This window comes from Labedella populi (genome assembly GCF_004078655.1).
GTDB lineage: Bacteria > Actinomycetota > Actinomycetes > Actinomycetales > Microbacteriaceae > Labedella > Labedella populi.
The window spans coordinates 45,752-66,462 of sequence record NZ_RZNC01000008.1 but is presented as its reverse complement, the minus strand read 5'-3'; the positions used below and the strand labels follow the sequence as shown (position 1 = coordinate 66,462).

At 68.6% G+C, this 20,711-nt stretch carries 21 protein-coding genes; 3 read left to right on the top strand and 18 right to left on the bottom strand.

Annotation, left to right across the window (positions count from 1 at the left end; all coding sequences use genetic code 11):
• Positions 1-59 precede the first annotated feature (59 nt).
• From ELQ92_RS15435 to dapA, 13 genes are all read right to left on the bottom strand, one after another.
• Positions 60-752 carry a regulatory protein RecX gene (locus tag ELQ92_RS15435; RefSeq protein ID WP_166426818.1) on the bottom strand — a complete coding sequence of 231 codons (693 nt, stop codon included), beginning with the start codon at positions 750-752 and terminating at the stop codon, positions 60-62.
• Positions 745-1,794 (bottom strand): recombinase RecA, encoded by a 1,050-nt coding sequence (recA, locus tag ELQ92_RS15430; protein WP_128500218.1) that lies wholly within the window; start codon positions 1,792-1,794, stop codon positions 745-747. The genes ELQ92_RS15435 and recA overlap by 8 nt, the downstream gene beginning before the upstream one ends.
• Positions 1,795-2,059: 265 nt before the next feature.
• Complete coding sequence (locus ELQ92_RS15425) at positions 2,060-2,284, bottom strand: DUF3046 domain-containing protein (RefSeq protein WP_128500217.1); 225 nt, start codon at positions 2,282-2,284, stop codon at positions 2,060-2,062.
• A 170-nt stretch (positions 2,285-2,454) separates the two neighbouring features.
• The gene (locus tag ELQ92_RS15420; protein WP_128500216.1) at positions 2,455-2,763 is read right to left on the bottom strand and encodes a helix-turn-helix domain-containing protein; all 309 of its coding nucleotides are present in this window, start codon (positions 2,761-2,763) and stop codon (positions 2,455-2,457) included.
• A gap of 136 nt (positions 2,764-2,899) precedes the next feature.
• Positions 2,900-3,382 (bottom strand): CinA family protein, encoded by a 483-nt coding sequence (locus ELQ92_RS15415; protein WP_128500215.1) that lies wholly within the window; start codon positions 3,380-3,382, stop codon positions 2,900-2,902.
• Entirely contained in the window at positions 3,379-3,969 is a 591-nt protein-coding gene (gene pgsA, locus ELQ92_RS15410) for a CDP-diacylglycerol--glycerol-3-phosphate 3-phosphatidyltransferase (RefSeq protein WP_128500247.1), read from the bottom strand. Before pgsA ends, ELQ92_RS15415 begins: the two co-directional genes overlap by 4 nt.
• 18 nt (positions 3,970-3,987) lie before the next feature.
• A complete protein-coding gene (locus tag ELQ92_RS15405; protein WP_128500214.1) occupies positions 3,988-6,720 on the bottom strand; it encodes an FtsK/SpoIIIE family DNA translocase in 2,733 nt (910 codons plus the stop codon).
• An 86-nt stretch (positions 6,721-6,806) separates the two neighbouring features.
• On the bottom strand, positions 6,807-7,298 hold the full coding sequence (locus tag ELQ92_RS15400; protein ID WP_128500213.1) for a GNAT family N-acetyltransferase: 492 nt from the start codon (positions 7,296-7,298) through the stop codon (positions 6,807-6,809).
• Positions 7,299-7,343: 45 nt separating this feature from the next.
• Positions 7,344-8,558: an ABC transporter permease gene (locus ELQ92_RS15395; protein ID WP_128500212.1), complete on the bottom strand. Its 1,215-nt coding sequence runs from the start codon at positions 8,556-8,558 to the stop codon at positions 7,344-7,346.
• The gene (locus ELQ92_RS15390; RefSeq protein ID WP_128500211.1) at positions 8,555-9,280 is read right to left on the bottom strand and encodes an ABC transporter ATP-binding protein; all 726 of its coding nucleotides are present in this window, start codon (positions 9,278-9,280) and stop codon (positions 8,555-8,557) included. Before ELQ92_RS15390 ends, ELQ92_RS15395 begins: the two co-directional genes overlap by 4 nt.
• Positions 9,277-10,329: an efflux RND transporter periplasmic adaptor subunit gene (locus ELQ92_RS15385; RefSeq protein WP_128500210.1), complete on the bottom strand. Its 1,053-nt coding sequence runs from the start codon at positions 10,327-10,329 to the stop codon at positions 9,277-9,279. Before ELQ92_RS15385 ends, ELQ92_RS15390 begins: the two co-directional genes overlap by 4 nt.
• 96 nt (positions 10,330-10,425) lie before the next feature.
• Complete coding sequence (locus tag ELQ92_RS15380; protein WP_128500209.1) at positions 10,426-12,102, bottom strand: ribonuclease J; 1,677 nt, start codon at positions 12,100-12,102, stop codon at positions 10,426-10,428.
• A 23-nt stretch (positions 12,103-12,125) separates the two neighbouring features.
• Positions 12,126-13,103, bottom strand: a complete 978-nt coding sequence (gene dapA / locus ELQ92_RS15375; protein WP_128500208.1) for a 4-hydroxy-tetrahydrodipicolinate synthase — start codon at positions 13,101-13,103, stop codon at positions 12,126-12,128.
• Between the two features lie 143 nt (positions 13,104-13,246).
• Here dapA and ELQ92_RS15370 point away from each other — a divergent pair, with 143 nt between their 5' ends.
• On the top strand, positions 13,247-13,672 hold the full coding sequence (locus ELQ92_RS15370; protein ID WP_128500207.1) for an OsmC family peroxiredoxin: 426 nt from the start codon (positions 13,247-13,249) through the stop codon (positions 13,670-13,672).
• A 10-nt stretch (positions 13,673-13,682) separates the two neighbouring features.
• On the top strand, positions 13,683-14,576 hold the full coding sequence (locus tag ELQ92_RS15365; protein ID WP_128500206.1) for a TIGR01777 family oxidoreductase: 894 nt from the start codon (positions 13,683-13,685) through the stop codon (positions 14,574-14,576).
• Here the strand turns inward: ELQ92_RS15365 and ELQ92_RS15360 are convergent.
• Positions 14,560-14,994: a tetratricopeptide repeat protein gene (locus tag ELQ92_RS15360; protein ID WP_128500205.1), complete on the bottom strand. Its 435-nt coding sequence runs from the start codon at positions 14,992-14,994 to the stop codon at positions 14,560-14,562. The genes ELQ92_RS15365 and ELQ92_RS15360 overlap by 17 nt on opposite strands.
• Positions 14,991-15,743, bottom strand: coding sequence for a 4-hydroxy-tetrahydrodipicolinate reductase (gene dapB, locus ELQ92_RS15355; protein ID WP_128500204.1), 753 nt, complete (start codon positions 15,741-15,743; stop codon positions 14,991-14,993). The genes ELQ92_RS15360 and dapB overlap by 4 nt, the downstream gene beginning before the upstream one ends.
• 36 nt (positions 15,744-15,779) lie before the next feature.
• On the opposite strand from dapB, the gene ELQ92_RS15350 reads away from it, so the two are divergent.
• Positions 15,780-16,244, top strand: a complete 465-nt coding sequence (locus ELQ92_RS15350) for a GNAT family N-acetyltransferase (protein WP_128500203.1) — start codon at positions 15,780-15,782, stop codon at positions 16,242-16,244.
• Between the two features lie 11 nt (positions 16,245-16,255).
• On the opposite strand, the gene ELQ92_RS15345 is transcribed toward ELQ92_RS15350, so the two are convergent.
• The 3 genes from ELQ92_RS15345 to ELQ92_RS15335 all read right to left on the bottom strand — a co-directional run bounded on the left by ELQ92_RS15345 (position 16,256) and on the right by ELQ92_RS15335 (position 20,557).
• Positions 16,256-16,858, bottom strand: a complete 603-nt coding sequence (locus tag ELQ92_RS15345; RefSeq protein ID WP_128500202.1) for a histidine phosphatase family protein — start codon at positions 16,856-16,858, stop codon at positions 16,256-16,258.
• 188 nt (positions 16,859-17,046) lie between these two features.
• Positions 17,047-18,096, bottom strand: coding sequence for an aldo/keto reductase (locus ELQ92_RS15340; RefSeq protein ID WP_128500201.1), 1,050 nt, complete (start codon positions 18,094-18,096; stop codon positions 17,047-17,049).
• 202 nt (positions 18,097-18,298) lie between these two features.
• On the bottom strand, positions 18,299-20,557 hold the full coding sequence (locus ELQ92_RS15335; protein ID WP_128500200.1) for a polyribonucleotide nucleotidyltransferase: 2,259 nt from the start codon (positions 20,555-20,557) through the stop codon (positions 18,299-18,301).
• Between the last annotated feature and the right edge of the window lie 154 nt (positions 20,558-20,711).

Genomic DNA, 20,711 nt, shown 5'->3' with positions numbered 1-20,711 from the left:
CTACGACGCGACACGGGTCGGCCTCCGCGTCACCGCCACGCGCGCGAGGACTCCCCCGTTCACCGGAAGCGCGGACCACCCGAGGGCGCCGAGCGCTTCCGCACGACTTCGGACACGACCTCACGGACGAGACCACCCGGGTAGCCACGACGTGCGAGGAAGCCGGACAAGCGACGCTCGACGGTCTGAGCATCGAGTGAACCGAGTTGACGCGCGCGCTTCTCCGCGAGATTTCTTGCGGCCGCACGCTCGTCGTCGGCGTCGATCTCTGCGACGGTCTCGGCGACGATGTCCGACTCGAGGCCACGAGCGGAGAGCGCCCTAGCTACTGCAGCCTTGCTCTGCCCCTTGACCTCGGAGAGCCGTCGCCGGAGCTCCTCGGCGAGGACGCGGTCGTCCACGTACCGCAGATCGATGAGGCGCGCGACGAGGGTCTCCGCCTCCTCCCCCTCGAGCCCGTTCTCCGTGATGAGTGCCCGCACTTCCGATTCGCTCAACGCTTTTCGCGACAGCGCGCGCAGGACCCGCTGCTCGACGACGGCCTGCTCGACCACCTCCGGGGCGTTGCCGTCGTCCGACTCGGCTCCGGATCCGGAGAACGCGAGGGACAAGACCACAGCACCCGAGTCGTCGCTCGGCGAACGCGATCCCGACCCGGCGCTGCGGTTCCGCTCGGACGAGACCGACCCCGCCCCCGCCCCCGGCAGGTAACTGACGGGGGCGAGGCGGGCCTCGGAGGACGAATCACGCACCGCGTCGGGCCGCCAACTCGTCGGGAGCCGCCTCGTCACTCTTCGGAACGCCGATGCCGAGCTTGACCTTGATCTTGCTCTCGATGTCTGCGGCGATGTCCGGGTTCTTGAGCAGGAAGTTGCGGGCGTTCTCCTTGCCCTGGCCGAGCTGCTCGCCGTCGTAGGTGTACCACGCGCCGGACTTCTTGACGATGGTGTGCTCGACGCCGAAGTCGATGAGGCTGCCTTCGCGCGAGATGCCGACACCGTAGAGGATGTCGAACTCCGCTTGCTTGAAGGGCGGCGCCATCTTGTTCTTGACGACCTTGACACGCGTGCGGTTTCCGACGGCCTCGGTGCCGTCCTTGAGCGTCTCGATGCGACGGATGTCGAGGCGGACCGACGCGTAGAACTTGAGGGCTTTTCCACCGGCGGTCGTCTCGGGACTGCCGAAGAAGACACCGATCTTCTCACGGAGCTGGTTGATGAAGATCATCGTGGTGTTGGTCTGGTTGAGACCACCGGTGAGCTTGCGCAGCGCCTGGGACATGAGCCGCGCCTGGAGACCCACGTGCGAGTCGCCCATCTCGCCCTCGATCTCGGCCCGCGGCACGAGCGCCGCCACCGAGTCGATCACGATCAGGTCGATCGAGCCGGAGCGCACGAGCATGTCGGCGATCTCGAGAGCCTGCTCACCCGTGTCGGGCTGGGAGACGAGCAGCGCGTCGATGTCGACGCCGAGCTTCTTCGCGTACTCGGGGTCGAGAGCGTGCTCCGCGTCGATGAAGGCCGCGATGCCACCGGCGCGCTGGGCATTGGCGATGGCGTGCAGGGTCAGAGTGGTCTTACCCGACGACTCCGGACCGTAGATCTCGACGATGCGGCCCCGCGGGAGCCCGCCGATACCGAGCGCGACATCGAGGGCGATGGACCCGGTCGACACGACCTCGACGGGAGCACGCTCGTCGCTTCCGAGGCGCATGACGGAGCCCTTACCGAACTGGCGGTCGATCTGGGCGAGAGCCGTTTCGAGTGACTTCTCGCGGTCTGCGGGTGATGGCATGGGATCCTTCTCTCTGCGAATGAAGCGCTTCTCGTCGAGACGTTCTCGCCGATGGCACTCACGTGGTGCGCCTATAGGCTGCCGGTACGGCAAGGCTGGAGCGTGAGGCGTTGATGTCTCCGACGATAGAACGCACCCCCGACATCGGCCGGCGGTGCAGCAGCATCGGTGGAGATCCGGCGCTTCTCACCCGTGTGTACGACGGTAGCAGGACCCGAACACATGTTCGATCCTCGACACACCCGTGTCGAAGATGGATCCGTGATCAGGTGCGCGGCTCCGGTCGGCCGACGCCGGCTCGCCTGCTCACGGGGACGTCCGTCTCGTCGCAGAGAGCGAGCCACACCCTCCGGACCTCCATCCCGGCGTCGAGGGCCTCTCTCGCCGAACGCCCACCCAACGCCGAGAGGGAGAGGTCGTTCACGAGGACCCGCCCGTACCCGTCGCCGAACTCGTCGACCACCGCGATCTCGAACTCGCTGCGCTTCATGCGTTCCCTTCCGGTGGTTCGGTAACTGCTGGTCATCAGCGGCCGGGGCCACCGACGACGAGACCCCGTCGAGCGATGCTCGACGGGGTCGTGACGTCTGTGATGTCCGTGGGGTCGCGGTGGACCGGAGTCCCCGCGGCCTGCGCTCCGGCCGGATGCTCTCTCGGCGTTCAGCCTGCCACGAGGTCGGCGTCGAGCTCGACGACGAAGTCGTCCGGAACGGTGTCGGGGATCGGGTCGATCCCCTCGAGCACGGCCAAGCGGTCGCCCACTTCGCGCATGATGACCGAGATCGGAGTGTCGAGGGCCTCGGCGACCGACGCGAGGATCTCGCTCGACGCTTCCTTCTGCCCGCGCTCGACCTCGCTCAGGTATCCGAGAGCGACGCTCGCCTTGCTGGCGACCTGGCGTAGCGTCCGGCCCTTCTGCAGACGGAAGTCCCGCAAGACGTCCCCGATTTCCTGACGAACCAGAACCATTGGACCCTCCCCTTCTGCGAATAAGCCTGACGGCCCCGCCGGTGCGGATGTGTAACGTTACTACATCCGTCGATTGCGAAAACCCTAACCCTGGTGACTGGAGTTTTCGTGTGTGTACACGGGATGTAACGGCGAATTAACGCACGCTATTCCCGAGCATCTCGAGCGCGAGTTCCACGGCCGCCGAGCGGATTGCAGCGCGGTCTCCCGCGAACTCGGCCTCGCGCGAGAGCAGCCCGGCATCGGTGCTCACGGCGACGAAGACCGTGCCGGGTGGCCGACCCCCCTGGCTCGAGGGACCGGCGACACCGGTGGTCGACACGCCGATCGACGCCGGGCCAGCCGCCGTCGCGAGGACGCATCGCACGCCGGCGGCCATCTGGCGGGCGACCTCGGCGTGAACGGGTCCCTCCCGCTCGAGGAGACCACGATCGACCCCGAGCACCGAGGACTTGAGTTCGGTGTCGTAGGCGACGACGGCTCCGCGGACCACGGCCGATGCTCCGGGCGTCGCGATGAGGGCTGACGCGAGGGCTCCGCCGGTGAGCGACTCCGCGATGGCGACCGTGTGGCCCGCCTCCCCGAGCGCACGGATGAGATCCGCTGTGTCGACCGTCATGGGCGCGAGCGGCGGGCTGCGCGAGCCCCGCGCGCCTCCGCGGCCATGTAGTCGACCCCGCTCGCCACGGTGAGGACGAGCGCGGCCGACATGAGGACGACGTTCACCACCATGATCCAGTCGCCGACGACGGGGGCGAGCGGCGCGAGGGCGACGGAGATCGCGACGGCCTGGACCACGGTCTTGAGCTTGCCCATCCACGCCGCCGCGACGACGTGATCGGAGAGGACGACCATGCGGTGCACCGTGATTCCGACCTCGCGGACGAGGATCACGATCGTGATCCACCAGGGAAGCTCCGAGAGGATCGACAGCGCGACGAGGGCCGCTCCGGTCAGGACCTTGTCGGCGATGGGATCGAGGAGCTTGCCGAGGTCGGTGACGATGTCACGGCTGCGCGCGATATAGCCGTCGATCCCGTCGGTCGCGATCGCGACGACGAACACGGCGGTCGCCGCCCAGCGCAATCCTCCTCCTTCCCCCGCGTCAGCGAAGAGCAGCCAGAGGAAGACCGGCGCGAGCAGCATCCTGACGACCGTGATCACGTTCGGGAGGTTCAGGTTCCGCGGGGCGGAACCGTGCCCCATCGCGCCGTCGACCACCGTTCACTCCCTGCCCGTCAGGCCCCAGGCGTCCTCGTCCGAATCGCCGTCGACGACAGGATAACCCGCGAATTGATCCTCGACCGGGTCACCGGTCGCCGGGAGCACGGCCGCTGGAGCGGCAACCGCTGCTGCGGGAGCCACCGGTGCGGCCCCTACGGGGTCCTCGCCGCGCATACGGGCCATGACCGCCGGAAGCTGTTCAGCGGTCACGAGCACATCGCGCGCCTTCGACCCCTCGGACGGACCGACCACCTCTCGCGACTCGAGCAGGTCCATGAGCCGGCCCGCCTTGGCGAACCCCACGCGCAGCTTGCGCTGCAGCATCGAGGTCGAGCCGAACTGGGTCGACACGACGAGTTCCGTGGCCGCGAGGAGGAGCTCGAGGTCGTCGCCGATGTCGGCATCGACCTCCTTCTTCTCGGCGACCTGGGCGACGTCGGGCCGGTATTCGGGTCGAGCCTGCGCCGTCACGTGCTTGACGACCTTCTCGATCTCGGACTCGGCGACCCACGCACCCTGGACTCTGACGGCCTTCGACGCGCCCATCGGCAGGAAGAGCGCATCACCCTGGCCGATGAGCTTGTCCGCCCCCGGCTGATCGAGGATGACGCGGGAGTCGGTGACACTCGCGACGGCGAATGCGAGGCGCGAGGGCACGTTCGCCTTGATGAGACCCGTCACGACGTCGACCGACGGACGCTGCGTCGCGAGCACGAGGTGGATGCCCGAGGCCCGTGCCAGCTGCGTGATGCGCACGATCGAGTCCTCGACGTCGCGCGGAGCGACCATCATGAGGTCGGCGAGCTCGTCGACGACGACGAGGAGGTACGGGTACGGCTTGAGGACCCGCTCGCTGCCTGCCGGCAGGACGATCTCGTCCGCGATGACGGCCTTGTTGAAGTCGTCGATGTGGCGAAAACCGAACGACGCGAGGTCGTCGTACCGCATGTCCATCTCCTTGACGACCCACTGCAGCGCTTCCGCGGCCTTCTTCGGGTTCGTGATGATGGGCGTGATGAGGTGGGGCACGCCGGCATACGGAGCGAGCTCGACGCGCTTCGGGTCGATCAAGACCATGCGGACTTCGGTGGGCTTCGCCCGCATGAGCAGGCTCGTGATCATGGAGTTGACGAACACCGACTTTCCCGAGCCCGTGGATCCCGCGACGAGGAGGTGGGGCATCTTCGCCAGGTTCGCGACGACGAAGCCGCCTCCGACATCCTTGCCGACGCCGATCGTCATGGGATGCGTGCTCGCCGTCGCCGCGTTCGACCTCAAGACGTCGCCGAGGGTGACGATCTCGCGGTCCGTGTTCGGGATCTCGATGCCGATCGCACTCTTGCCCGGGATCGGCGACAGGATACGGACTTCGTTCGAGGCCACCGCGTACGCGAGGTTCTTGGACAGTGCTGTGACGCGCTCGACCTTGACCCCGGGACCCAGCTCGATCTCGTACTGCGTCACGGTTGGCCCACGGGAGAAGCCGGTGACCTTCGCGTCGACGCCGAACTGGTCGAGCACGCTCGTGATCGACCGCACGGCCTCGTCGTTCGCCGCGGACCGCTGCTTCGCCGGGGAACCGGCGCCGAGGGTCGCCGTGGAGGGCAGGCTGTAGGGCTGCGTCGGAGTGGTCGGCTTGGCGAGGGTCGCCTCATCCTCCCCGCGCAGCGCAACGCTCCCGAGCCCGGGCAGAGCCTCGGTGTCGCCGGACACCGAGTCGTCGTGGAGCCCGACCGCCGCGGCCGGCGATCCGGAGTAGTCCGCGACGGCGCGTTCGGCCGCAGAGAGATCGCCGAGGACCTCCGTGTGAGACGTGACCGCCCGTGGGGCCTCGGGCTCGACGGGAGAGTCGAAACCGCCCACCGTCCCGCCACTCAGCAGCTCGGTCATGTCGTCGGCGCCGGTCGACTCGAAGGAGGGCGCGTCCTCCCGGCCGCTCTTGTTTCGACGCCACCACGGCAACGATTCCTCGGCGGGCTCGGCCTCGTCGAGCACACTCGTCTTCGCCTCGCCTGTCGCGCGGTCGTTGTGCTCGGCGCCGAACATCCACGCCCAGAGCTGACGCAGACGGGCGGGTACTTTCGCGGGCGGGGTCTTCGTGATGATGAAGAGGCTGAGCAGCGTGAGGAGGGACAAGACGACGATCGCGCCGATGGGGGTGATCACCGCGGCGAGCGGGGCACCGATCACCCAGCCCACGAGACCACCGGCCGTTGCGAGAGCCGGCATGCCGCCCGCGCCCGGACTCGGCTGCGTGCTCGCGACGTGGCAGATACCCGTGACGCCGAAGAGGAAGAGGCCGAGTCCGATGCCGACACGCCCGTTGTCGTGGACCGACGAGGGGTGCCGGAAGAGCCAGTACGCGAGCATCAGCATGACGACTGGGAGCGCGAAGGCCACCCGCCCGAAGAGGCCGCCGAACGAGTAGTCGTGGAACGAACGGGCGACGTCGTTCGTCGTGCCGAACCACTCGACCGCCATGCCGACGATCGCGAGGAGGACGATGAGGAAGGGAACACCGTCCCGGCGCTGATCCTTCGTGAGCGTGTCCGACCCCAGGGCGCGCGCCGCACCCCCGGCGAGGTGCGCGAGCCCCATCCAGCCGCGCACGAGGAGGTTCGGACCCGACTCGGGCTCCGGCTCCGGGAGCGGCACCGTCTTCGTTCGCGTGCGCGACGGCGTCGACCGCGTCGATGCGCGGCCTTTTCCAGACGACTTGGTGCTCGTAGCCATGTCCCCAACGGTACGACGAACCCCCGTCATCCCGCCGGAGTGACTCGGGTTTAGCGCGGACCCGCGTCGTCGCCTCCGGCGCGTAGTCAGCGGAGGATCTTCACCATGGTGTCGGAGCGCTCGGTCGAAGCCACGACGACGAACCCCTCACCGACATAAAGCCGATGAGCGAAGTTCCCGTGGTCGACGCTCAGGGAGAGCCGGGCATGACCGGCGGCGCGCGCCATCCCGCACAGCCCACGCAACAGTTCACGGCCGACTCCCTGGGCGCGCCACTGTCGGGCGACACCGAGGGTGAGTTCGGGAACCCCTCCCCCGACGAAACCGGCACCGGGCTTCGAGCTGTCGAACAGTCGGTACCAGCACGCCCCGATGCGGTCCCCGGAACTCGATTCCGCCACCACGCCGCCATCTCCCGGCCTCATCCAGCCCGAGACGTACAGCGCGAGCGACGGATCGGCGAGGACCTGCAGCCGGGGCCGCTGATTGCGGGGCGACCAGTTCGCCGCCTCCACGAGCATGTCGGCGAGGAAGCGCGCATCATCGCCCAACGCTGGCCGCAGCAGGAACGCCGTCATGCGCGAACGATAGTCCGCGAACGTTTCGGCGGCGTTTCCGGAGTGTCAGATCCGAATCGCGTCGATGGGTTTGACACGAACCGCGACGATCGCAGGGATGAGCCCCGCGAGGGCGCCGACGAACGTCGCCGCCACGAGCCCGAAGACGGCGGCGCTCATGGGGAACGCCGGAGGGTCCGCCACCATGCCCTGGGTCAAGAACTCCTCGACGATCGGCAGCTTGACGATGAGCACGGCGAGCATCACGCCGACGACTCCGGCGACGGCGGTCGCGACGACGGACTCCATCATGACCGAGAAGAACACTCGGCTCGAGGTCGCTCCCATCGAACGGCGGATCCCGATCTCGCGGATGCGCTGGCGCACCGTGACGAGGGCGATGTTGAGTAGCCCGAGGGCTCCGAGCAGCAGGATCACGGATCCGATCCCGATCGTGAGCATGCGCAGTACAGCCGTCGGGTCATCCATATACGCGCCGTAGTCGGTGCGGTAGATCTCGACGGAGGCCCCCTCCCCCAACCGGGACTCGAGATCGAGCTCGACGAGGTTCATGAGCTCCTCGCCCGCCTCCGGCGGCACCCACATCTCGTACATCGGTGAGAGATGGTCGAGGTCGCCGGGAGGGAGGATCGCAGACGCGGACTCGGCGAGCATCATGAGACCAGGCTCCGTATCCCACGACGGACTCGCGTACACACCGATCACGACGAGAGTCGCGTCGCCGAAACGGCTCGACGTCACAGTAGGGTGGGTGCCCAGATCCGGTGAGCCGATCCGCTGCCAGAAGGCCTCGTTCACGACAATGGCCGGCGCGAGGCGATCGGCGTCGCCGACCGCGAACCAGGACCCCTCGTCGATCCGCGTGCGGTGCAGAGTGGCGTACGGGCCGTCGACGAAGACCATGGACGTTTCCGCGGTTCCGTCAGAGAACTGCACGGGTGAGTAGTCGCTCACGACCCGAGTCGCATAGGAGATGTCGAAGCGCTCGAGCGTCTCGAACCACGCTCGGTCGGTCTTCTCCCGCGAGAGGCTCCCGGCGGGCGTGAGGTTCGCGCTCATGGTGAACGGCCGACCGGACGAGCTCTCGGCCTGCTCGAGGACGGCGCGTTGGGCGATCTCCGTGACTGCGACGCTCGCCGAGAGGGCGGAGACGGCGACCGTGACGCCGACGAGCGAGAGGAGGACGCGGCCACGGTGGACGCGCACTTCCTGCCAGGCCTCCACGATCGCTCCCACGACGGAGGTGACGATCCGCGTCACAGTCCGACCGCTCGCTGCTCCACCGCGGCCGCCGCGGTGGCCTCATCGACCGTGAGGACACCGGAATCGAGCCGGAGGTGCCGATCACCACGCGCGGCGATCGCGGGGTCGTGAGTGATCGTGACGAGGGCTGCGCCCTGCTCCGCGACGATCTCATCGAGCAGGTCCATGACCGATTGCCCCGTCTCGAGGTCCAGTGCACCCGTCGGCTCGTCCGCGAGGATGACGCGCGGCGTCCGCACCAGGGCCCGAGCGATCGCGACGCGCTGCTGCTCACCGCCCGAGAGGCTGCTCGGCAGGGAGTCGAGCCGGTGGCCGAGTCCCACGCGCTCGAGCATTTCGCGGGCGATCCGTTCGCGACGCCAGAAGGACGTGCCGTCGGCGTAAAGGAGCGGAACGACGGCGTTCTCCATCGCCGTTCTGCCCTCGAGCAGGTTGAACTGTTGGAAGATGAACCCGATCTCGCGCCCACGGATCCGGTCCCGATGCCCCGAGCGCATCGACCGGACGTCGACGCAGTCCCACCGCAACTCCCCCGTGGTCGGCAGGTCGAGCAGCCCCAGCAGATTGAGCAGGGTCGACTTGCCGGACCCGGAGCGGCCCACGATCGAGACACGGTCGCCCGCGTCCACCTCGAGGTCGACCCCGGTCAGGATGGTCAGCGCGTCCGAGTCCGCGATCTGGACGGTGCGCGTGACGTCATCGAGCTCGAGGAGGCTCATCCCTCTATGGTCCCGTCGTCGCAGAAGACGGTGCCGTCCGGCTCCTCGATGCAACCGTCACCCGCGCCGACATCGGTGGGGTCGTCGACGGGGATGAACTCGAGCACGCTCGCCCCCTCGTCGATCCCGCTCACCTCGACGATCGAGCCGTCGTTCAGTCCGAGCCCCACAGGGGTCTCGACGGGCTCGCCGTCGTCGCCCATGAGCCACACCGATCCCTCCTGCGAGTTGCCCTTGACCGCCGTGACGGGCAGGACGAGCACGTCCTCCGCAGATCCTCCCGGCATCGAGATCGTCCCGGTCAGCCCGGAGAAGACGGTGACGTCGCCCGGGACCGCGCAACGGACCGTCGCACCCGCTGCCGTCTCCCCGCCGCCGAGGTCGTCGCCTCCCTCGGGCGCACTGCCGGCCAGGGGAACGCTGATCGTGAGATTCGTGCACGTGAACGACCCCGGCCCGCCGACGACCTCGACCGCCGCCTCCGTCGGCTTCTCCTGCAGCCGGTACTGCTCCTCGGGCGCGATCGTGCCCGTGACGCTGAAGGTGGGGGGCGCGATGCTCGCGACCGTGTCGCCGATCTCGACGACCTGCCCCTTCACGACCGGGAGAGCACTCACGACACCGGCGACCGGAGCCGTGACCTCCTCGGTACGGTACAGCGGGGCCCGGTCGGTGACGGTCTCCTCACCGGTCTCCTCGTTGACGTCGATGACCGGGTCCTGGACGATCTCCTTCCGCACGACGGCGATCACATCACCCTTGCCGACCGTCGCCCCGGACCCGACCCGGAGCTCGAGGATGTCGCCGGCGAGCGGCGCCTTCGCCTCGGCGGCCGGATCCGCAACGATCGATCCGTCGACGAGCACGTCGTTGATGACCGATCCACGCTCCACCGTCACGATGGACTCGGAGACGGTACCGGTCGGCTCGGCCGGCGCCGCTTCCTCGGAAGCGTCGGGGAAAAACGCGAGCTTGACGAGGGCGACCGCGATGATCGAGAACACGAGGAGCCGGATGATCGGGAAGATCCACTTCCGCCAGACGCCCATGACCCACCCTCCGTCGAGCCCTCCCCGGGCGCGCGATCGAGGTCAGCCTATGGGGACGCCACGCAGGGCGTCATCAGCCTGTGGATGGATTTGCGGTCAGGCCTCGATGACGAGCGGAACGATCATCGGGCGGCGACGGTATGAGGTGTTGACCCAGCGGCCCACGGTCCGCCGAACGGTCTGCGAGAGCGCGTGCGAGTCCCGCACACCGTTGGATGCGGCCTCGGCGAGAGCGGCCGCGATCTTGGGCTTGACGGCGTCGAACACCGCGTCGTCCTCCGCGAAGCCGCGCGCGTGGATCTCCGGGCCGACGACGAGTCGCCCCGTCTGGGCCTCGACGACGCAGATGATCGAGATGAAGCCCTCCTCACCGAGGATGCGACGGTCCTTCAGATCCGCGTCGGTGATCTCGCCGACCGTCGACCCGTCGACGTACACGTACCCCAGTTCGAGCTGCCCGACCACACGCGCGACGCCGTCCCGGAGGTCGACGACGGTACCGTCCTCCGCGAGGATCGTGTTCTCCCGCGGGACCCCCGTGTCGACGGCGAGCTTCGCGTTGGCCGACAGATGCCGGAACTCGCCGTGCACCGGCAGCACGTTCTTCGGCTTCAGGATGTTGTAGCAGTAGAGCAACTCGCCGGCAGCCGCGTGTCCCGACACGTGCACCTTCGCATTCGCCTTGTGGACGACGTTCGCCCCGAGCTTCGTGAGCCCGTCGATCACGCGATAGACGGCGTTCTCGTTCCCCGGGATGAGGCTCGACGCGAGGATGACGGTGTCTCCCGGGCCCGGCTCGATCGCGTGGTCGAGGTTCGCCATGCGACTCAGGACGGCCATCGGCTCTCCCTGAGAGCCGGTCGACATGAACACGATCTTGTCGTCGGGGATGTCGTGGGCCTTGCGGTAGTCGATGAGGACGTCGTCCGGCACGGTGAGGTAACCGAGGTCGGCCGCGATCGTCATGTTGCGGACCATGGAGCGGCCGAGCAGCGCGACGCGTCGGCCGTTCGCCGCGGCCGCGTCGAGGACCTGCTGGACCCGGTGGACATGGCTCGAGAAGCTCGCGACGATGACCCGCCGTGGTGCCTTCGCGATGACGGAGTCGAGCACGGGGCCGATCGAGCGCTCGAGCGGGGTGAAACCGGGCACGTCGGCGTTCGTCGAGTCGCAGAGGAAGAGGTCGACCCCCTCCTCGCCCAACCGGGCAAAGGCGCGGAGATCGGTGAGCCGCCCGTCGAGGGGCAGCTGGTCCATCTTGAAGTCGCCCGTCGCGAGCACGAGCCCGGCCGATGTCCGCACGGCCACGGCGAGCGCGTCGGGGATCGAGTGGTTGACGGCGATGAACTGGAGCTCGAACGGGCCGAGCCGCTCGACGTCGCCCTCCCGCACCGTGAGCGTGTACGGCTTGATGCGGTGCTCCTTGAGCTTCGCCTCGACGAGGGCGAGCGTGAGTCCCGAGCCGATGAGAGGGATGTCGGCTTTGAGTCGGAGGAGGTACGGCACCGCCCCTATGTGGTCCTCGTGGCCGTGGGTGAGGACGACTCCGACGATGTCGTCGAGCCGGTCCTGGATGGGCGAGAAGTCCGGGAGGATGAGGTCGACGCCCGGCTGATTCTCCTCGGGGAAGAGCACGCCGCAATCGATGACCAGCAGCTTGCCGTCGATCTCGAAGACGGTCATGTTGCGACCGACCTCGCCGAGCCCGCCGATCGGGATGACGCGCAGCGTTCCGGCCTCGAGCGCCGGCGGTTCGATGATCTGGCCGGTCATCCGCCCTCTTCCTGTCGTGATTCCTAGCGAGTGGTTCCGTGCACCTTGGGCAGAGCGCCGCCCGCGGCGGCGTTGCGGTCGGGCCGGAAGTTGGAGAAGTCGACGCCCGGGATGTCGGCGACGAGATCGATCTCGTCCTCGATGTGCGCGGCCTCCCATTCCTCGGGGCCGACGAGGGGCAAGCGGACGCGTGGACTCGAGATGCGGCCGAGGCCATGCAGGATGTACTTCGCCGCGACGGTCCCGGGAACGTGCGTCATGACGGCACGGACGAGAGGCTCGAGACGCTTGTGAGCCGCCGTCGCCGTGGCGAGGTCGCCCGCGTTGACCGCATCGATCATCTGACGGTAGGGCGTGGCCGCGATGTTGGCCGTCACGCCGATGAGGCCTGATGCACCGATCGAGAGGTGCGGGAGCACATTCGCGTCGTCGCCCGAGAAGTAGAGGAGGTCCGTCTGGTTGAGGACCCGGCTGACCTCGGAGAAATCGCCCTTCGCGTCCTTCACGGCGATCACGTTCGGGTGCTTCGCGACGCGCAGGATCGTCTCGTAACGGATGGGTACACCCGTGCGACCGGGGATGTCGTAGAGGATGACCGGGAGGTCGGTCGCGTCCGCGATCATGCGGAAGTGCGTGAGGATTCCGGCCTGGGTCGGCTTGTTGTAGTACGGCGTCACGATCATGACACCGTCGGCCCCGGCCCGCTCGCTCGCCCGGTAGAGCTCGATGGCATGCGCGGTCTCGTTCGAACCGCCGCCCGTGATGATCTTCGCCCGCCCGGCGGCCACGGATTTGCCGACCTCGACGAGCCGGAGCTTCTCCGCGTCGGTGAGGGTCGACGTCTCCCCCGTCGTGCCGGTGACGACGATGCCGTCCGCGCCGGCGTTGATGACGTCGTCGATGTGCTTCTCCACATCGTCCCACGCCACCTCGCCATCGCTCGTGAACGGAGTCACGAGTGCGACGAGGACCTGACCGAAGGGATTCTGTACGAGAGCCACGGCTCCAGGTTATCGGTTCAGGAGTCTCTCGGTCGCGCCAGGGGTGCCCCTCTGCCCGCGTGCCGGGTTAGGCTCTGCTCGAGTCGGCGGCGCCGCCGACACCCGCGGCGAGGACCCGCCGGCGACGACCTCTGGAGGACACCATGGCAGTGACGAGTGAAGCGACGACCGTCTGGAACGGCTCCCTCTTCGAGGGGTCCGGCTCCGTCTCCCTCGACTCCTCGAAGGCCGCGACGCTCGACGTCGACTGGAAGGCCCGGTCGGAGGGCTCGAGCACGACGACGACGCCCGAGGAGCTCCTCGGAGCCGCACACGCCGCGTGCTTCTCGATGGCCTTCGCGAACGCTCTGACGGAGGCCGGCTTCACGCCGACCAACATCCAGACGACCGCGGCCGTCACGTTCCAGCCGGGTACGGGTATCACGGGGAGTCACCTCCTCGTGAGCGCCGCCGTCCCCGACATCTCGGGCGACGACTTCGAACGAATCGCCGGGGAGGCGAAGTCGGGCTGCCCCGTGTCGCAGGCTCTCGCCGGCATCCCCATCACGATCGAGGCGAGCCTCGCATGACGGTCGCCTCGTGAGAATCGTCGTCTCGGGCGCCGGTGGCCTCATCGGCTCGGCCCTCGTCGAGCGGCTGCGCCGGGGCGGCGACGAAATCGTCCGGCTCGTGAGACGGCCGGCGGACTCGGCAGACGAATCCGCGTGGGATCCGGCGACCGGGCGGGTCGATCGGCGCCTCATCGCGTCCGCCGACGCCGTCGTCAACCTGTCAGGCGCCTCCATCGGACGGTTGCCGTGGACACCGCGGTACAAGCGGACGATCCTCGACTCCCGGCTCACGACGACGACGACACTCGCCGCGGCGATCGCCGATTCGCCGACACCCCCCGCGGTCTTCGTGTCCGCGTCGGCCGCGGGCTACTACGGCTCTCGGCCGGGCGAGACCCTCGACGAGTCGAGCCCCGGCGGGAGCGGCTTCCTGAGCGGGGTCACGGTCGCGTGGGAGCGCGCCGCGCGCGGCGCCGGAGACGCGACGCGTGTCGTCCATGCCCGGACCGGGATCGTCGTCGCGACCGCCGGCGTGCTGAAGCCCCTCATCCCACTGACCCGGCTCGGTGTGAGCGGACCGCTCGGCGGCGGGCGGCAGTACTGGCCCTGGGTCTCGCTCGAGGACGAGGTCGGAGGTCTCGTCCACGCCCTGCGGAGTGACGTCTCCGGCCCGGTCAACATCGTCGGGCCGACGCCGGCCACGGCCGACACCCTCATGCGCGGCCTCGCCGATCGCCTGTCGCGGCCCTACTGGTTGCCGGCTCCGGCCCTCGCCGTTCGCGCGGCCCTCGGCGACGCCGCCGACGACCTCCTGCTGATCGATCAGGCGATCACCCCGCGCGTTCTCGACACCGACGGCTACGTCTTCCGCCACCCCACGGTGTCGGACGCGCTCGACGCGGCGCTCAGCGCTCGAGCCTGATCGCCTCGCGGATCGCCGAGCGCGCGCGGCGCCGGTCACCGGCACCGTCGTAGGCGAGACCGAGCCGGTACCAGGCGCGCCAGTCGCTCGGAGCCGCTTCGACGTCGGCGCGGAAGGCGGGGAAGGCGGCGTCGACGGCATCGCGATCGAGTCGGCCGCTCGGTCGTGCGGGGAACTCCTGCTCGGGCAGACCGCCCTCGCCCTCGAGGACACGGCCGAGCCGTTCGGCAGCCGCTCCGAACCGGATCTCGCGGACGAGAGCCCAGGCGCCCACAATCGGGAGCACGATGAGGGCGACCCCGATGCCGATGGCGATCGGCTCGCCCGTGAGCACGAAGAGGACGGCGCGCTGACCGACCAGGACGAGGTAGAGCGCCAGCAGGACCGCCATGACGAGGACGGCGACGCGACCCTTCACGGACGGCCCGGGAGCGTGATCCCGAGGTCGACGAGGCTCTCGAGGCCGACGACGAGACCCCGCGCGTCGCGAGCGGCGGGCAGAGCGAGGCGAATGCCGGTGTCGTAAGCCGCCGCCGGCTCGATCGTCTCATGGGAGACGGTCAGCGTCTCGCCGTCTCCGCCGAAGACGACGTCTTGCTTCGCGACGACCCCGCGGAGTCGCATGCTGTGGATCGGGATGCTCGCGACCTGCTGCCCCCGCGCCCGCTGGTCGACGTGCGGCGCCTCGACGGGCCCGGCGTCGCGGCGAGCCGTCGCCATGAGTTCGGCGGTGCGGACGGCCGTGCCGCTCGGGGAGTCGACCTTCGACGAACGGTGCGCCTCGAGGATCTCGATCGAGTCGAAGAAGCGAGAGGCCGCGGCGGCGAGGGTCGTCGCGACGACCGAACCGAGAGAGAAGTTGGGGATCACGACGACGCCGCGATCCGATCCCTCGAGCCGACGACCGAGTTCCACCAGTCGCGACGACGACCAGCCCGAGGTGCCTACCAGGACGTTCGAGCCGTTGCCGATGGCGCGCTCGACGACACTCGGGCTGACCGCGGGAGTCGTGACGTCGACGACGAGATCGGCCCCCTCGAGCTCACTCAGCGCGCTCGTCGATCCGAGCGACGCGACGAGTTCGAAGTCGTCCGATCCGTCGATGATCGCCGTGATGAGTGTGCCGAGCTTCCCGCGCGCTCCCGCGACGGCGACGGTGGTTGTCATGCCTCCAACCTACAGGCGGGCGCTACGATCGACGGCGTGGTGAGCTTCATCGAACAGGCGACGGACGAACCGATCGCGCACGGCCTTCTGACCGAGTACTTCGCGAGCCGGGAGCTCGGTTTCACGGGAGGCGTGTACCGGACGGTCTTCCCCGATCCGGCTCGCTTCACACCCCCGGACGGCGTCTTCCTCGTCGTCCTCGACGACGACGGTCGCCCCGTGGGATGCGGCGGAGTGCGGTCACTCGACCCGACCGTCTTCGAGGTCAAGCACCTCTTCCTGCGCGAAGAGACCCGTGGCCGCGGCTGGGGATCGTTGCTTCTCCGCGAGCTCGAGCGACGAGCCGGCGCTCTCGGTGCGACCGAGATGGTGCTCGACACGAACGCGAGCCTCACCTCCGCCGCTGCGCTCTACCGCTCGGCCGGCTACGAGGACGTCGAGCCCTACAACGACAACCCGAACGCGACGAACTGGTACCGCAAGCGACTCGTCGCCGACTGATCGGATCCCGCTCAGACCGGGAGCGGGTCAGGCAGACCGGTGCGGAGTTCGACCGGGAGGTGCGCGAGGTCGTTATGCGTCAGCATGCTCCACGGCCGTCCCGGTTTCCGCTGCATGATCGTGAGGCCGCAATTGGCCTGGTCGATCGTCATCCACTTCCAGGCGGGAGCGCCGAGGACCTCGCGGACGAACCAGGCGATCACGAAGTTGTGCGTGATGAGGACGTCGTGCCGCTCACCGGGTCGCGGGGCGAGGTACTCGGCGACGGCGTCAGCCATCTGGGCCGTGCCGGCCTCGATCTCCTCATCGGTGACCGACCCGAAGAACGGCTCGTACGCGGAGGGGGTCTCCGGGGTCTTGCCCGTCGGGACGCAGTCGAAGAGCAGAGAGGACTCCTCGGGAGAGATCGACGGGAGTCGCTGGGCGACGATCGAGGCCGTCTCGGCCGCGCGCTGCAGGGGTGAGTGGTACGCCGCGGTGAGGGGCAACCCGCCGAGGCGCTCGGCGAGCAATTGAGCCTGTCGCCGACCTCGAGCGGAGAGGGGCCCGTCGGGCATGCCGTGCTGAGCGTCCTGCTGCTCTCCGTGGCGAACCAAATAGAGGTACTGCGACATCCCTGCGTTCCTCCTCGAGCGTTCCGCTGATCCGGGGTGTTGGGTGATCAATCACCACCGGGACGGGCCCACGCGTAAACGGGCACCGCGGTGACCGGACGGAAAGCGACGGTGCGATTCGTCTCCCCCAGCCTATGCCAGGGGGCGGACATCGGCACGGCGGACCGATGGGCGTGTGCGAAGTCGGGTCAGGAACTGACCCGGTCGAGTTCGACCATCTGCGTCCGGCTCAATTGGACGCCGGACGCCGCGACGATCGCGTCCACCTGGTCCGCTCGGGAGGCACTCACGACCGGAGCGGTGACGGCGCTCTTCGCCAGGAGCCAGGCGAGCGCGATCGAGGCAGGCGCGGTGTGATGCTCCTCGGCGATGTGGTCGAGAACGGAGAGGATGCGGAGCCCACGACGGCCGAAGTGAGTGGCCGCACGCACCGACCTCGAGCCCCCACCGACGAAGTCGGCACGCGATCGGTACTTCCCCGTGAGGAAACCGTTCGCCAGTGCGTAGTAGGGCAGCACGCCGAGGCGCTGACCACGCACCACGAGTTCGGCGTCGCCCTCGAACCCGCGTCGGTTCATGAGGCTGTACTCCTGCTGGACGCCGACGAACCGCGGAAGCCCCATCGACGCGAGGATCCGGGCCTCGACGAGGCGCTCCGGGGAGAAGTTCGAGGCCGCGATGTGACGCACCTTGCCGGTCTCCACGAGCCAGGCAGCGGTACCCAGCGAATCCTCCAGCGGGACGCTCGGGTCGTCACCGTGGAAGAACAGCACGTCGATGTAGTCCGTCTGCAGCCTCTCGAGCGAGGCCTCGACGGCGCGCACGAGGTTGACGGAACCGAGACCGGGTGCGTCGGGGTGCCGCCCGACCTTGGTGGACACGACCATGTCGTCGCGGTTGCCCCGGTGAGCCATCCACGCACCGATCCGTACCTCGCTGAGTCCACCGGCGTAGCTGTCGGCTGTGTCGATGAGGTTGCCGCCGTAGTCGGCGTACCGGTCGAGGATGTGCCGCGTCTCGTCGGCCGAAGCGGTCCAACCGAACACGCTGCCGCCCAGGCCGATCGGGAACACGCGGAGAGCGGTCTCCCCGAGGGGCCGGCGGACACGCGAGCCGATACCGGGGAGTCCTGGCAGGACGCCGATCGGCTCCGAGGGGTGCACGTTCTCGCTCGCCGAATGCTCTCGATCCATGGCGAGGGAATCGAACGACGGTGCATGGCGGCGAGTCTCCGGCATGTCCGCCCCCTCTCGTCTGCAGGCCGTGCGGCGTGCCCGTGAGGGAAGGTTATGTCACACCACCGACGGTGCCGGGCTGAACGTGAGGCCTGGCGGTGACAACTCCATAACGATTGGCTAACGGCCCCCGGAAATGGGCTATGGGGCGAGAACGCACGACGGCCCGCCCCCGGAACAGGGGCGGGCCGTCGTGGGCAGAGGATCAGGCCTCGGCGGGCGCCTCGGCGGGCGCGGAGTCCGCACCGTTCTCCTCGGCGACGACCGGCGCGAGCGAGAGCTTGCCGCGGTCGTCGATCTTCGTGATCTCGACGAGGATCTTCTGGCCGACTCCGAGCACGTCCTCGACGTTCTCGACACGCTTGCCACCGGCGAGCTTGCGCACCTCGGAGATGTGCAGGAGCCCGTCCTTGCCCGGGAGCAGGGAGACGAACGCACCGAACGTCGCGATCTTCACGACGGTTCCGAGGAACTGCTCGCCCACCTCCGGGTTCGTCGGGTTGGCGATCGCGTTCACCTGGGCGCGAGCGGCCTCGGCCGACGGGCCGTCGACGGCGCCGATGTAGACGGTGCCGTCCTCCTCGATGGAGATGTCGGCGCCGGTCTCGTCCTGGATCGCGTTGATCGTCTTGCCCTTCGGGCCGATCAGTTCGCCGATCTTGTCGACGGGGATCTGCACGCTGATGACGCGCGGAGCCGTCGGGGCCATCTCGTCGGGCTGGTCGATCGCGGCGTTCAAGACAGCGAGGATCGTCAAGCGCGCCTCCTTCGCCTGCGTGAGCGCTGCCGCGAGGACCGATGCGGGGATGCCGTCGAGCTTCGTGTCGAGCTGGATGGCCGTGACGAATTCCGACGTACCGGCGACCTTGAAGTCCATGTCGCCGAGCGCGTCCTCAGCGCCCAGGATGTCGGTCAGAGCCGCGTAGCGCGTCTGACCGTCGACCGTGTCGGAGACGAGACCCATCGCGATACCCGCGACCGGCGCGCGCAGCGGCACACCGGCGTTGAGGAGCGAGAGGGTCGACGCGCACACGGAGCCCATGGAGGTCGAGCCGTTCGAGCTGAGCGCCTCGGAGACCTGACGGATCGCGTAAGGGAACTCCTCGCGCGCCGGCAGCACCGGCACGAGTGCGCGCTCGGCCAGGAAGCCGTGCCCGATCTCGCGACGCTTCGGGCTGCCGACTCGACCGGTCTCACCGGTCGAGTAGGGCGGGAAGTTGTAGTGGTGCAGGTAGCGCTTCGACTTCACCGGCGACAGCGAGTCGATCTGCTGCTCCATCTTCAACATGTTGAGCGTCGTGACCCCGAGGATCTGCGTCTCACCGCGCTGGAAGATGGCGGAGCCGTGCACGCGCGGGATGACCTGCACCTCGGCGTCGAGCGGGCGGATGTCGGCGAGGCCACGACCGTCCATGCGGATACCCTCGGTCAGGATGCGCCCGCGGACGATCTTCTTCGTGACGGCCTTGTACGCCGCGCTCACCATCGGGGGAACGTCGCCGCCGAGCTCGCCGGCCTCGACCTTCGCCTGGATGTCTGCCTTGACGCGCTCCTTGAGGGCGTCGTCGGCGTTCTGGCGCTCGACCTTGCCTGCGATCTGGTAGATCGCGGCGAGCTCGTCGTGAGCGATCGCGTCGACCGCGGCGAAGGCCTCGTCGGAGTAGGGCAGGAAGACCGGGTAGTCCTGGATCTCCTTGGCGCTCTGCGCAGCGAGCTCGGCCTGCGCCTTGACGAGGGCCGTGATGAACGGCTTCGACGCCTCGAGCCCCTCGGCGACGACGGCCTCGTTGGGCTTGGTCGCGCCGCCCTGGATGAGGCCCCAGCTGTGCTCGGTCGCTTCAGCCTCGACCATCATGATCGCGACGTCTTCCGCACCGTTCTCGTCGACGACGACACGGCCGGCGACGATGATGTCGAAGACGGCGTCCTCCAGCTGCGCGGCCGTCGGGAAGGCGACCCACTGGTCACCGATGAGCGCGAGACGCACACCGGCGATCGGGCCGGAGAACGGCAGTCCCGAGATCTGCGTCGACGCGGAGGCCGCGTTGATCGCGAGTGCGTCATAGAACTCGCCGGGAGCGATCGAGAGGACGGTGATGACGATCTGGACCTCGTTGCGGAGACCGTCGACGAACGACGGGCGCAGCGGACGGTCGATCAGGCGGCAGACGAGGATCGCCTCCGTCGAGGGGCGTCCCTCGCGACGGAAGAACGAACCGGGGATCTTGCCGGCGGCGTAGCTGCGCTCCTCGACGTCTACCGTGAGGGGGAAGAAATCGAAGCCGTCGCGCGGGTGCTTTCCCGCGCTCGTGGCCGAGAGGAGCATCGTGTCCTCGTCGAGGTACGCTGCGACGGCGCCCTGCGCCTGCTGAGCGAGTCGGCCGGTCTCGAACCGGACCGTGCGTGTGCCGAACGTGCCGTTATCGAGAACGGCTTCGGCGAATTTGATTTCGGGACCTTCCATTGAGGTCTTCTCTCCTTCGTTCACCGGTGCCGACGCCGACGCTGGACGCAGGCGGGCACCTCGGACGCGAAGCAGGAACAGGCAGTACATCCTCAGGCTGATCAGCCTGGCTGATCTCCAGTAGAAAATCGCCGTACGTCCGTACGGAAATCCA